At 67.4% G+C, this 13,296-nt stretch carries 8 protein-coding genes; 7 read left to right on the plus strand and 1 reads right to left on the minus strand.

Translation table 11 applies throughout. The annotated features are described in order from the left end of the window. The first annotated feature begins 245 nt into the window (after positions 1–245). The 3 genes from EV147_RS14315 to EV147_RS14325 are packed head-to-tail and all read left to right on the plus strand — an operon-like array spanning position 246 to position 3,982. A complete protein-coding gene (locus tag EV147_RS14315) occupies positions 246–1,394 on the plus strand; it encodes a TRAP transporter substrate-binding protein (RefSeq protein WP_130391887.1) in 1,149 nt (382 codons plus the stop codon). 30 nt (positions 1,395–1,424) lie between these two features. Further along, positions 1,425–2,057, plus strand: coding sequence for a TRAP transporter small permease subunit (locus EV147_RS14320; RefSeq protein ID WP_130391888.1), 633 nt, complete (start codon positions 1,425–1,427; stop codon positions 2,055–2,057). Beyond that, the gene (locus EV147_RS14325; RefSeq protein WP_130391889.1) at positions 2,054–3,982 is read left to right on the plus strand and encodes a TRAP transporter large permease; all 1,929 of its coding nucleotides are present in this window, start codon (positions 2,054–2,056) and stop codon (positions 3,980–3,982) included. The genes EV147_RS14320 and EV147_RS14325 overlap by 4 nt, the downstream gene beginning before the upstream one ends. A 249-nt stretch (positions 3,983–4,231) precedes the next feature. Here EV147_RS14325 and EV147_RS14335 read toward each other — a convergent pair whose 3' ends face one another. Further along, positions 4,232–6,085, minus strand: a complete 1,854-nt coding sequence (locus EV147_RS14335) for a phosphoenolpyruvate carboxykinase (GTP) (protein ID WP_130391890.1) — start codon at positions 6,083–6,085, stop codon at positions 4,232–4,234. A gap of 520 nt (positions 6,086–6,605) precedes the next feature. Here EV147_RS14335 and EV147_RS14340 point away from each other — a divergent pair. The 4 genes from EV147_RS14340 (at position 6,606) to EV147_RS14355 (ending at position 13,187) form a co-directional block, all read left to right on the plus strand. After that, complete coding sequence (locus tag EV147_RS14340; protein WP_130391891.1) at positions 6,606–7,619, plus strand: D-2-hydroxyacid dehydrogenase family protein; 1,014 nt, start codon at positions 6,606–6,608, stop codon at positions 7,617–7,619. A 179-nt stretch (positions 7,620–7,798) separates the two neighbouring features. Next, positions 7,799–8,443: an MOSC domain-containing protein gene (locus tag EV147_RS14345; protein ID WP_130391892.1), complete on the plus strand. Its 645-nt coding sequence runs from the start codon at positions 7,799–7,801 to the stop codon at positions 8,441–8,443. A 306-nt stretch (positions 8,444–8,749) separates the two neighbouring features. Then, a complete protein-coding gene (locus tag EV147_RS14350) occupies positions 8,750–9,985 on the plus strand; it encodes an efflux RND transporter periplasmic adaptor subunit (protein ID WP_130391893.1) in 1,236 nt (411 codons plus the stop codon). Between the two features lie 4 nt (positions 9,986–9,989). Beyond that, positions 9,990–13,187 (plus strand): efflux RND transporter permease subunit, encoded by a 3,198-nt coding sequence (locus EV147_RS14355; RefSeq protein WP_130391894.1) that lies wholly within the window; start codon positions 9,990–9,992, stop codon positions 13,185–13,187. Positions 13,188–13,296 lie beyond the last annotated feature (109 nt).

The raw sequence follows: 13,296 nt of genomic DNA on the forward strand, positions 1-13,296 counted from the left end.
ATTCCCTACATTGTTAACGTGATTTCCACTGCCTAAGATCAAGACAACCGAAGGCCCGATGTCTGTCTGCTGAGACAGGCTTCACGCAGTCCGTGCGGAATTAAGAAAAATACGACGCGTCCCTGGCCTCGCACTGCATCTCCATTTCCATCGAGTCGTCGCACCAGCCTTGCGGGCCCCTGCCCGCGCGGCCGGCGCGGCAGCCGCGCAGTGGTTGTTCGTCCAACACACAAGGGGAGACGGTCATGGCAGCAAGGCGCAAGGACGGCACCAGTGGTGCCGGGGAGACGGTTTCGCGGCGGGGATTCATCGGCGGTGCCACGGCGGCGGCCGCAGGTGCGGCGACGATGGGCTTTCCGTCAATCGTGAAGGCCCAGGGTCCGGTCACGATGCGGTGGCAGAGCACGTGGCCGACCAAGGACATCTTTCACGAGTTCGCGGGCGATTTCGTCAAGAAGGTCAACGACATGTCCGGCGGCGAGCTCAAGATCGAGCTGCTGCCCGCCGGCGCCGTGGTCAAGGCGTTCGACCTGATCGACGCGGTCAGCAAGGGCACGCTCGACGGCGGCCACGGCGTGATTGCCTACTGGTACGGCAAGAACTCGGCGCTGGCGCTGTGGGGGTCGGGCCCGGGCTTCGGCATGGACCCGAACATGGTGCTGGCCTGGCACAAGTACGGTGGCGGCAAGGAGCTGCAGGAAGAGATCTACCGCAGCCTGAACCTCGACGTGGTGTCGTTCCTGTACGGCCCGATGCCCACCCAGCCGCTGGGCTGGTTCAAGAAGCCGATCACCAAGCCCGAGGACTTCAAGGGCCTCAAGTTCCGCACCGTGGGTTTGTCGATCGACATCTTCACGGGGCTGGGCGCGGCGGTGAACGCGCTGCCGGGCGCCGAGATCGTGCCGGCGCTGGACCGGGGCCTGCTCGACGCGGCCGAGTTCAACAATGCCAGCTCGGACCGCGCGCTGGGCTTCCAGGATGTGTCGAAGGTCTGCATGCTGCGCAGCTTCCACCAGAGCTCGGAGCAGTTCGAGATCCTGTTCAACAAGAAGCGCTACGACGCGCTCTCGCCCAAGCTGCGCGCGCTGATCGCCAACGCGGTGGACGCCAGCTCGGCCGAGATGTCGATCAAGGCCATCGACCGCTACTCCAAGGATTACCAGGCGCTGCAGCAGCAGGGCGTGAAGTTCTACGCCACGCCGAACAGCGTGCTCCAGGCGCAGCTCAAGATCTGGGACGAGATCGTGGCGCGCAAGGAGAAGGAGAATCCGATGTTCAAGAAGGTCAACGACTCGATGCGGACGTTCGCCCAGCGCACCACGCGCTGGCAGAACGATACCAACGTCGAGTACCGCATGGCCTCGCAGCACTACTTCGGCGCGAAGAAAGCGTAATCCACGGCAGGACTTCGACGGAGCCTTCCTGTGCAAAGACTGCTGCTCGGCATTGACCGGATCAGCACGTTCGTGGGGCAGGCCGCCGCGTGGCTGATCATCGGGCTCACCCTGATGATCAGCTACGAGGTGTTCTCGCGCTACGTTCTGGACGCGCCGCACGCCTGGGTATTCGACGCCAGCAACATGCTCTACGGGGCGTTGTTCATGCTCGGCGGCGCCTACACGCTGGCCAAGCGCGGCCACGTGCGCGGCGACATCCTCTATGGCTTCCTGGCGCCGCGCGCCCAGGCGGGCATCGACCTCGTGCTGTACCTGCTGTTCTTCTTCCCGGGCGTGATCGCACTGGCGTGGGCCGGCATCGATTTCTTCGAGGTGTCGCTCGCGCAGAACGAGCACTCGTCGATTGCCGCCGACGGGCCGCCCATCTACCCGTTCAAGGCCGTGATCCCGGTGGCGGGTGCGTTGCTGCTGCTGCAGGGCGTGGCCGAGGCCGCGCGCTGCGTGCTGTGCCTGCGTAACGGGCACTGGCCGGCGCGCGAGGACGACGTGGAGGAAGTGGACGTCGACAAGCTCAAGCAGATGGTGGGACAGGACCCCGCGCTGGCAGACCCCGGCGCGGCCCCCACCCATCCGACCAAGGCGGGAGACCCGGCGCGATGAGAAAGGAACTGTGGTTTGGCGTATCGCTGATGATCCTGATCGTCGGCGCCGTGGCCTTTTTCATGCCCTCGCCTGCCGATTGGACAAACGGCCATCTCGGGCTGCTGATGCTGGCGCTGATCGTCGTGGCGATCATGCTCGGCTTTCCCACGGCCTTCACGCTGATGGGCATGGGGGTGCTGTTCTCGTGGCTGGCCTACCGGCACGCGAACCCCGAGATCGCCGTGGCGCAGACGCTGGACCTGATGGTGCAGCGCGCCTACGCGGTGATGACCAACGACGTGCTGATCTCGATCCCGCTGTTCGTATTCATGGGCTATCTGGTCGAGCGCGCCAACCTGATCGAGAAGCTGTTCCGCAGCCTGCACCTGGCGCTGGCCTGGCTGCCGGGCTCGCTGGCGGTGGCCACGCTGATCACGTGCGCGGTGTTTGCCACGGCCACCGGCATCGTGGGCGCCGTGGTCACGCTGATGGGGCTGCTGGCCTTCCCGGCGATGCTGCGCGCCGGGTACAGCACGCAGTTGTCGGCCGGCGCCGTCACGGCGGGCGGGTGCCTGGGCATCCTGATCCCGCCCTCGGTGCTGCTGATCGTCTACGGCGCCACGGCAGGCGTGTCGGTGGTGCAGCTCTATGCCGGCGCGTTCTTCCCGGGGCTGATGCTGGCCGGGCTCTACATCCTCTACGCGATCATCATCGCCAAGCTGAAGCCCTCGATGGCGCCGCCGCTGTCGGCCGAGGAGCGCCGCATCCCGCTGTCGGGCTTCGCCACCACGCTGCGCGAGAACTTCAGCGAACGCGCCCTGCCCGCGCTGCTGCTGGCCATCAAGGGCCGCCGCAACGCCAGCGTGCCGGCCGGCTACATCGCGCGGCAACTGGGCGTGGTGCTGATGCCGGCGATCTTCGTCGCGCTGGTGATGAGCCTGATGTACGCGGCAGTGACCGCGCCGCGCGCCGCGCAGGGGCCGGGGCTGGTGGAAATGGGCGCGGTGGCCGAGAGCACGGAATCCAGCTTCGACGATCTGCAGGCGCCGCCTTCGGAAGCCAGCACCGACAGCCTGCAGCCGCCGCCCGCCGACAACGTCACGCCAAAGCCGGCCGCGCCGCAGGATGTCGCGCCGGCCGCGCAGACCGCCGCGCCAGCGGTGCCCGAGGTGGCCGAAGCGGGCAGCCGTCCCGCCCCGGCGTGGTTCTGGATCACGCTGGCCGTGCTTGTCGCCATCCTGGCGGTGTTCTACTGGTTCTTCAACTTCGCGCGGCTCGAAGTGTTCAAGATGCTGCTGGCGTCGTTCTTCCCGCTCGCGGTGATGATCCTGGCCGTGCTCGGCTCGATCGTGTTCGGGCTGGCCACGCCAACCGAGGCCGCAGCGGTAGGTTCGCTCGGCGGCGCGCTGCTGGCCGCGGCGTACGGGCAGCTCAACTACACCGTGGTGCGCGATTCGGTCTTCCTGACCGTGAAGACCAGCGCCATGGTCTGCTGGCTGTTCGTCGGCTCGTCGATCTTCTCGGCCGCGTTCGCGCTGCTGGGCGGCCAGGCGCTGGTCGAGGAATGGGTGCTGTCGATGGACCTCTCGCCGATACAGTTCATGATCCTGGCGCAGGTCATCATCTTCCTGCTCGGCTGGCCGCTGGAATGGACCGAGATCATCATCATCTTCATGCCGATCTTCATCCCCCTGCTCGACAACTTCGGCATCGACCCGCTGTTCTTCGGCCTGCTGGTGGCGCTGAACCTGCAGACGGCCTTCCTCTCCCCACCCGTGGCCATGGCCGCGTTCTACCTCAAGGGCGTGGCTCCGCCCCACGTCACGCTGAACCAGATCTTCGCCGGCATGCTGCCGTTCATGGCGATACAGATCGTGGCGCTGGCGCTGCTGTACATCTTCCCGGGAATCGGGCTGTGGCTGCCGCAGGTGTTGTATCGGTAGCGATGACCTCCGCCCCACCACTCAGGCCGGCTTGATGCCGGCCTGGAGGTTTCGATAGCGACATTTCGGCGTCTGGTGCGCGACGGGAAGGTTGCGCCGCGCGCCGAGGTGGGACGCAGCCAGCTGTTCGGCGCCGCCGACCTGAAGCTGTTCAAGCGGCAGCGCGAGGCCGTGAAAGGCTGAGCGCGTCAAACAAAAAAGCCGACCGGCTTTCACCGGTCGGCTTTCCTGTCAGGCAAGCAGCGAAGCTCAGCCCAGGCGCTTGGCCAGCGTGTCCTTGGTTTCCACCAGGGCCTGCGGCAGGTTGTGCTTGAGCTGGGTGAACAGTTCGTCGTGCAGGGCCAGTTCCTGTTGCCAGGCGGCGTGGTCGATCGACGTGACCTGTTCGAACTGCTCGGCCGTGAAGGCCAGGTCGTCCCAGTTCAGGTCGTCGTAGCGCGGCGACGTGCCGAACACGTGATCCACGCCTTCGCCACGGCCTTCCACGCGGTCGATCATCCACGACAGCACGCGCATGTTCTCGCCGAAGCCCGGCCAGACGAAGTTGCCGTCGGCGTCCTTGCGGAACCAGTTCACGCAGTAGAACTTCGGCAGCCGGGCGCCCGATGCCTCCAGCTTCTTGCCGAGGGCCAGCCAGTGGCCGAAGTAGTCGCTCATGTTGTAGCCGCAGAACGGCAGCATGGCGAACGGGTCGCGGCGCACCACGCCTTGCTGGCCGGCGGCGGCGGCGGTGGTTTCCGAACCCATCGTGGCAGCCATGTAGACGCCTTCGGTCCAGTTGCGGGCCTCGGTCACCAGCGGCACCGTGGTGCTGCGGCGGCCGCCGAAGATGAATGCATCGATGGCCACGCCGGCGGGGTTGTCCCAGTTGTCGTCGATCGACGGGCACTGCGAGGCCGGCGCGGTGAAGCGGGCGTTCGGGTGCGCGGCCTTGGCGCCGGTTTCCTTCGCGATGGCCGGCGTCCAGTCCTTGCCTTGCCAGTCGATCAGGTGTGCCGGGGCTTCCTTGGTCATGCCTTCCCACCACACGTCGCCGTCATCGGTCAGCGCCACGTTGGTGAAGATGACATTTTCCCTGAGCGTCGCCATCGCGTTGTAGTTGGTCTTCTCGCTCGTGCCCGGGGCCACGCCGAAGTAGCCGGCCTCGGGGTTGATCGCATACAGGCGGCCGTCCTGGCCCGGCTTGATCCAGGCGATGTCGTCGCCGATCGTGGTGACCTTCCAGCCCTCGAAGCCCTTGGGCGGAATCAGCATGGCGAAGTTGGTCTTGCCGCAGGCCGACGGGAAGGCGGCGGCCACGTGGTACTTCTTGCCCTCGGGCGAGGTCACGCCCAGGATCAGCATGTGCTCGGCCAGCCAGCCCTCGTCGCGGCCCATGGTCGATGCGATGCGCAGTGCAAAGCACTTCTTGCCCAGCAGCGCGTTGCCGCCGTAGCCCGAGCCGAACGACCAGATCTCACGCGATTCCGGGAAGTGGACGATGTACTTGGTCTTGTTGCACGGCCACGGCACGTCCTGCTCGCCAGCGGCCAGCGGCTTGCCCACGGTGTGCACGCACGGCACGAACTCGCCATCGGCGCCGAGCACGTCATACACGGCGCGGCCCATGCGGGTCATGATGCGCATGTTCACGGCCACGTAGGGCGAATCGGACAGTTCCACGCCGATATGCGCGATCGGCGAACCCAGCGGGCCCATCGAGAACGGCACCACGTACATGGTGCGGCCGCGCATGCAGCCGTCGAACAGGCCCGACAGCGTCTGGCGCATCTCGGCCGGGGCCGTCCAGTTGTTGGTGGGGCCGGCGTCTTCCTTCTTCTCGGAGCAGATGAAGGTGCGGTCCTCGACACGCGCCACATCGGAGGGGTCCGACAGCGCCAGGAACGAGTTCTTGCGCTTGGCCGGGTTCAGGCGCTGCATGGTGCCCGCGGCGACCATCTGCTCGCACAGGCGGTCGTACTCTTCCTGCGAGCCGTCGCACCAGTAGATCTGGTCGGGCTTGGTCAGCGCGGCGATCTCTGCGACCCAGGCCACCAGTTTCTGGTTCTTGACCCAGGCCGGCACGTTCAGTGCGGGGGTGCCTTGCATTGTGGGGTGGTTCATCTAGTGCTCCAAAGCGAAAAAGAATTCGTGCGATGCCCGGCCGGCAGGGCCAGATGCGGAGTGCGCGGGGGGAAGTCCGGGCCAGCGCCGCTGCGCGAAGGCAGTACGCGGGGGGGCGGGTCACATCCCGTTACAACTCGGCGGCGACCAATCGGGTGCAAAGGGTCGCGGGGGCGCCTGCGGCTGCGATACAGTTGCGCTTCGTCCGTTTCTGACGGGCGGCAGGGGCCGGTCGGGCATTGTCCGGCGGCGGACAGCAGGCGGGAGCATGGCTCGACCGCGCTGTCGCGTCGCGGGAGCGGGCAAGAATACCACTGTACGGCCCCCCTGTTTTTTGCTGCGCAGCATTGTCGCCCCTGTCAGAATGGCTGTCCGAGATCCCTGCGCGCCGCTGTTGGCGCGGGCCTGCCGCGCCGTCCTGTCTGCGGCCGATGTTGCACCAGGGAAGCCAACAATACTGTCCGGCGCGCGCTGATTCTGTGGCCGCCCGCACCAAGCCCCCGAGTTCAAAGAGTCACCAATGAAGATTGCCGTTCTCGACGATTACCAGGACGCCGTGCGCAAGCTGCCCTGCTTTTCCCTGCTGGAAGGGCACGACGTCAAGGTGTTCAACAACACCGTCAAGGGCGTGGGCCAGTTGGCCGCCCGCCTGGGAGATGTGGAAGCACTGGTCCTGATCCGCGAACGCACGCGTGTGACGCGGCAGTTGCTCGAGAAGCTGCCCAAGCTCAAGATCATCAGCCAGACCGGCCGCGCCGGCAGCCATGTGGACCTCGACGCCTGTACCGAGCGCGGCGTGGCCGTGCTGCAGGGCGTGGGGTCGCCGGTGGCGCCGGCCGAACTGACCTGGGCGCTGATCATGGCGGCCCAGCGCCGCATTCCGCAGTACGTGGCCAGCCTCAAGCATGGCGCGTGGCAGCAGTCGGGGCTCAAATCGACCACGATGCCGCCCAACTTCGGCCTGGGCCAGGTGCTGCGCGGGCAGACGCTGGGCATCTGGGGCTACGGCAAGATCGGCAGGCTGCTGGCCGGCTACGGCCGCGCGTTCGGCATGAACGTGCTGGTCTGGGGCCGCGAGGCGTCGCAGCAGGGCGCGCGCGAGGACGGCCTGAACGTGGCCGAATCGGTTGACCAGCTGTTTGCCGACAGCGACGTACTGACGCTGCACCTGCGCCTGAACGACGAGACACGCGGCATCGTCAAGCTGGCCGACCTGCAGCGCATGAAGCCCACGGCGCTGTTCGTCAACACGAGCCGCGCCGAGCTGATCGAGGAAAACGCGCTGGTGGCGGCGCTGAACCGGGGGCGGCCCGGCATGGCCGCCGTGGACGTGTTCGAATCGGAGCCGATCCTGCAGGGCCACGCGCTGCTGCGCATGGAGAACTGCATCTGCACGCCGCACCTGGGCTATGTGGAGCGCGACAGCTACGAGCTGTACTTCCGCACCGCGTTCCAGAACATCCTCGACGTGCTGGGCGGCAAGCACGACAGCATCGTCAATCCGAAAGCCCTGACGCCGGCGCTCTCGCGCTGAGGCACCCTGCCCCGGCGCGCCTTCTGCGGCGCGCGTGCGGGGCTCGGGGAGCGTCTGTTTCCCCACATTACCCATCCTCAAACGCGTGGACGAGCCGGTACACTCGGTTCACAACGTCAGCGCGTGGCACCCGTGAAGGGGCACCCGCGCGGGCCCCGCACACGCAAGGAGGGCGTACCGTGGCCGAATCCGATCCGCGTCCGAGTCCGATGGGCGCCGGCGGCGCAGCCGTCGGCCGCGTGCTGGCTGTCAACGTTGGCACCGCGCTGCCGCTGGTGGTGGCCGGCGCCGGCACCGAGGCCGTGGTGATGTCGGCCATCCGCAAGCACCCCCTCAGTACCCAGCACCATCCGATCGCGGTCGGCGTGCACCGCCTTGGCATGGCCGGCGACGAACAGGTGGACCGCAGCGTCCACGGCGGCCCGGACCGCGCGGTCTATGCCTATCCGATCGAGCATTACACCTGGTGGAATGCCCGGCGGCGCGAGGCCGGCGTGGAGGAATCCGAGCGTCCGCTGGCGTTCGGGGCGATGGGCGAGAACCTGACCACCCAGGGCCTGCTGGAAACCGCGCTATGGGTGGACGACCGCCTGTGCATCGGCGATGTCGAGTTTGTGGTGAAATCGCCACGTCGACCCTGCTACAAGTTCAATGCCGCGTTGGGCTACGCGCAGGCCGTGCGCGACATGATGCGCAGTGGCTTTTCGGGCGTGTACCTGGGCGTGGCGCGCCCCGGCGTCATCCGCGCCGGCGACAGCCTGGTGCTGCAGCCCGGCCCGCGCACGGTGTCGCTGGCCAGCCTGAACCGCTGCGAAAACGCCTGATCCGGGCGCGCCAGAGCCGCCCACCGCCGCCCAAACCGGTATTTCCCTCGTTAATCCCCAGTGGCTGGCGCAGGCTTTTCTGCTAATGTTTTAGGTCAGATACAAGCATTCTGGCCATTTCAGGACCTGCCTTCCCGTTGGCCCGCCATCCGTCCCCATCGATGCTGTAATGGCTTGTAATACAACGCGCTTTGCCAGCCAGGGCGAGGCGCGGTACTAGTAGCGGTTTGCGCGGGCAAAAACCGGTGCCATGACGCCGGTGCCACGTTTTGGGGAGCGCGCCATGCGGCATTCGAGGGTCCTCACATGAAATCAGACGGGATCGACCGGCCGAAAGGCTTCGTCGATGGGAACTGGAGCGCGGCCGCCAGCACGGGCCGTGGCCGGACATCGCCATGGGTGGTGGCAGTCGTGGTGCTGGCGGTGCTTGCCGCCGGCTGGTTCGGCTGGAAGACGTGGCTGGCGCCGAAGCCGGTGGCCAAGGGCCCGACCGCCGCCGCCGTGACCACGGCGCTGGTGCAGCAGGGCGACGTGCCGGTGGAGGTCAACGCCAACGGCACCGTCACGGCCATGCAGACCGTGGAGGTGCGCCCGCAGGTGTCCAGCACGGTGCGTACCGTGCACATCAAGGAAGGCCAGACCGTGAAGCCGGGCGACCTGCTGTTCACGCTCGACACCCGCATGGACGAGGCCAACCTGGCCAAGGCGCGCGCCCAGCTGATGCGCGACCAGGCCGACCTCTCCGACGCGCGCCGCAACCTCTCGCGCAGCCAGGAGCTGCTCCAGCGCAATTTCATCTCGCGCAGCGCCGTGGATACGGCCCAGGCCCGCGTGGACGGCTTCGAGGCCACGCTGCGTGCCGACCAGGCCGCCATCGAGGCCAGCCAGGTGGCTATCAGCTACGGCACCATCCGCGCGACGATTGGCGGGCGGACCGGCGTGATCAACGTCTTCCCGGGTTCGCTGGTGACGCCGGCCAACGCCGTGCCGATGGTCATCGTGGCCCAGATCGCGCCGATCACGGTCACGTTCACGCTGCCGGAGCGGCAACTGGCCGCGCTGCGCGATGCGCTGCGCGCCGGCCCGGTGGCGGTCACGGCCCAGCCCAACGACGGCAACAAGGCGCCGGTCACGGGCAGGATCACGTTCGTCGACAACACGGTGGACCCGCAATACGGCAGCATCCGCGTCAAGGCGACGTTCGACAACGCCGAGAACCGGCTCTGGCCGGGCACCTATGCCAACGTCAACGCCACGGTGCAGACCCTCAAGGGTGCGCTGAGCGTGCCGCCGCAAGCCGTGGTGACTGGTCCCGAGGGCCGCTTCGTCTATGTGGTGCAGCCCGACAGCAAGGTGGCCCGCGTACCGGTCAAGGTGGTGGTGACCACGGCCGCCGCCGCCGTGGTCGAGGGCGTGCAGCCCGGCGCCCGCGTGGTGACCGAAGGCGCGCAGAACCTGCGCCCGGGCAGCCCGGTGCGCGAGGCGCCGGCGCGCGGTGCCTCGGCGCCGGCCGCCCCGGCCGCCAACGGCAACGGACACTGAAGCCATGACGCTGTCCGAGCTCTGTATCCGCCGGCCCGTGATGACGGTGCTGCTGTGCCTGGCCGTCATCGTCACCGGCATCGTGCTGTATCCGACGATTCCGATCGCCGCGCTGCCCAGCTTCAACTCGCCGGTGATCCAGGTCACCGCCACGCTGCCCGGGGCGAGCCCCGAGACCATGGCCGCCTCGGTGGCCACGCAGCTGGAGAAGCAGTTCGCGACGATTCCGGGCGTGACCGTGATCAGTTCGTCGAACACGCTCGGCAACTCCAGCATCACGATCGAATTCAACAGCGACCGCAACATCGACGACGCGGCCGTGGACGTGCAGGCGGCGCTGTTCCGCGCCCAGCGCTCGCTGCCGATCGAGATGACGGTGCCGCCGTCGTACCGCAAGGTGAACCCGGCCGACGCGCCCGTGATCCTGCTGGCGATCAACTCGCCGTCGATGAGCCTGGGCGAACTGAACGCCTTTGGCGACAACCTGATCTCGCCCACGCTGGCCACGCTGCCCGGCGTGGCCCAGGTACAGATCTACGGCCAGAAGCGCTTTTCGGTGCGCGTGCGCGCCCACCCCGACGCGCTGGCCGCGCGCGGCCTGACGCTCGACGAACTGGCCGTGGCGCTGAACCGCGCCAACGCCAACACGCCGGTCGGCACGCTCGACGGCGCCCGCCAGACGCTGACGATCCAGGCCAACCGCCAGATGACCAGCGCCGAGGCGTTCCGCAACATCATCGTGGCCAGCCAGCCCAGCGGCGCGGTGGTGCGGCTCTCGGACGTGGCCGAGGTGGAAGACAGCGTCGAGACGATCAAGACCGGCAGCTGGCTCAATAACGAGCGCTCGATCGTGCTGGCCGTGCAGCGCCAGCCCGACGCCAACACCGTGGCGGTGGTCGACGCGGTGCGCGATGCGCTGCCGCGCCTGCGCCAGCAGATGCCCGATTCGGTCAACGTGGCCGTGGTCAACGACCGCTCCCGGTCGATCCGCGAATCGATCCACGACGTGCAGTTCACGCTGGCGCTGACCGTGGCGCTGGTGGTGCTGGTGATCTTCCTGTTCCTGCGCCGCGCGGCGGCCACGCTGATTCCCACGGTGTCGCTGCCGATCTCGCTGATCGGCACCGTGGCGCTGATGAAGGCGTTCGGCTACAGCCTCGACAACGTGTCGCTGCTGGCCATCACGCTGGCCGTGGGCCTGGTGGTGGACGACGCCATCGTGATGCTGGAAAACATCGTGCGCCACATCGAGGAGGGCGTGCCGCCGCTCAAGGCCGCGCTGGTGGGCTCGCGCGAGATGGGCTTCACGATCCTGTCGATCTCGATCTCGCTGGTGGCCGTGTTCATCCCGATCTTCTTCATGCCGGGCGTGATCGGGCTGCTGTTCCACGAGTTCGCAGCCGTGGTGTCGCTGTCGATCCTGGTGTCGGCGCTGGTCTCGCTGACGCTGATCCCGATGCTCTGCGCGCGCTTCCTGTCGGCCGAGAACGTGCCCGTGGACGAGTCCCAGCACGCCTACGGCGACCACCCCGCCGGCGCGCCCGCGCATCGCGTGGTGCAGAAGCCGACCATCGGCATGCGCTCCACGCAGTGGTTCGAAGACCTCTTCGAGTGGACGCTCCACAAGTACGCACGCGGGCTGGACTGGTGCCTGGCGCACCGCCGCGTCGTACTCGGCGTTGCCGGGCTGACCTTCGTGCTGACGGCGGTGATGTTCGTCAAGATTCCGAAGGGATTCTTCCCCGAGGAAGACATTGGCCAGATCCAGGTCAATGCCGAGGGGCCGCAGGACATCTCGTTCGAGGCCATGTCCGACCGCCTGCGCGACGCCGCCGAGCGCATCCGCGCCAATCCATCGGTCAAGAGCGTGGTGGCGTCGATTGGCGGCGGGCCGTCGCCGGCCATCAACACGGGCCGGATGTTCGTGGAGCTCAAGCCGCTGGACGAGCGCCCGAAGATGCCGCAGGTGGTGGAATCGCTGCGCCGCGACGTGGCGGGCGTGCCGGGGCTGCAGGTGTATTTCTCGCCGGTGCAGAACCTGCGCCTGGGCGGCCGCCAGAGCAAGAGCCGCTACCAGTACACGCTGCAGAGCGTGAAGGCCGGACAGTTGCAGGAGTTCAGCGACAAGCTCATGGCCAGGATGCGCGCCGAGCCGATGTTCCGCGACGTGACCAGCGATTCGCAGCAGTCGGGGCTGGAAGCGCACCTGACCATCGACCGCGACAAGGCCAACGCGCTGGGCGTGCAGATCCAGGACGTGCGCACCGCGCTGTACACGGCGTTTGGCGAGCGGCAGGTCTCCACGATCTATACGCCGATCGACAACTACTACGTGATCCTGACCGCCGCCGATGTGGACCGCGTCGACGAGACCGCGTTCTCCAAGCTCTACGTGCGCAGCAAGACCGGGCAGATGGTGCCGGTCTCGGCCTTCGCCACCACCGAGCGCCGCGTGGGGCCGATTGCCGTGAACCACCAGGGGCAACTGCCATCGGTCACGGTGTCGTTCAACCTGGCGCCGGGCGCCCCGCTCGGGGACGCCTCGAAGCTGATGGAGAAGTACAAGCAGGAGCTGGAGGTGCCGCCGTCGATCTTCACGAGCTGGGGCGGCGACGCGGCCGTGTTCCAGTCGTCGCAGGCCACGCAGGTGGTGCTGCTGGTGGCGGCCATCGCGGTGATCTACACCCTGCTGGGCGTGCTGTACGAGAGCTACATCCACCCGCTGACGATCCTGGCCGGCCTGCCATCCGCTGCAATTGGCGCTTTGGCTACGTTGTACCTGTTCAACGTCGAACTGTCTCTGATTGCAACAATCGGCGTGCTGATGCTGATCGGCATCGTCAAGAAGAACGCGATCATGATGATCGACTTCGCGCTGGCGGCGCAGCGCGAGCAGGGCATGCACCCGGCCCGGGCCATCCGGCAGGCGTGCCTGCTGCGCTTCCGCCCGATCATGATGACCACGTTCGCCGCCGTGATGGGCGCCCTGCCGCTGGCGCTCGGGCTTGGCGCCGGCGCCGAGCTGCGCCAGCCGCTCGGCCTGGCCGTGGTGGGCGGCCTGCTGTTCTCGCAGGTCATCACGCTGTTCATCACGCCGGTGATCTACCTGGCGCTGGACAAGTACTCGGGCACCGGCCCGCTGCAGATCGACGCCGAGGGCAACCCGGTGGCCGTCAAGCAGCCCGCGGCTGTCACACATTGATGCAGTAATGCATGGATGGCCGGGCCGCTTCGCCTCTGGAGCCGCCCGGCCTGTCTCTCCCCGGCAACACCTCCGTATCGCGCTTCGGCAGGCCCCGGCCATGGGGCTT

It is taken from the genome of Cupriavidus agavae, assembly GCF_004217045.1.
Lineage (GTDB): Bacteria > Pseudomonadota > Gammaproteobacteria > Burkholderiales > Burkholderiaceae > Cupriavidus > Cupriavidus agavae.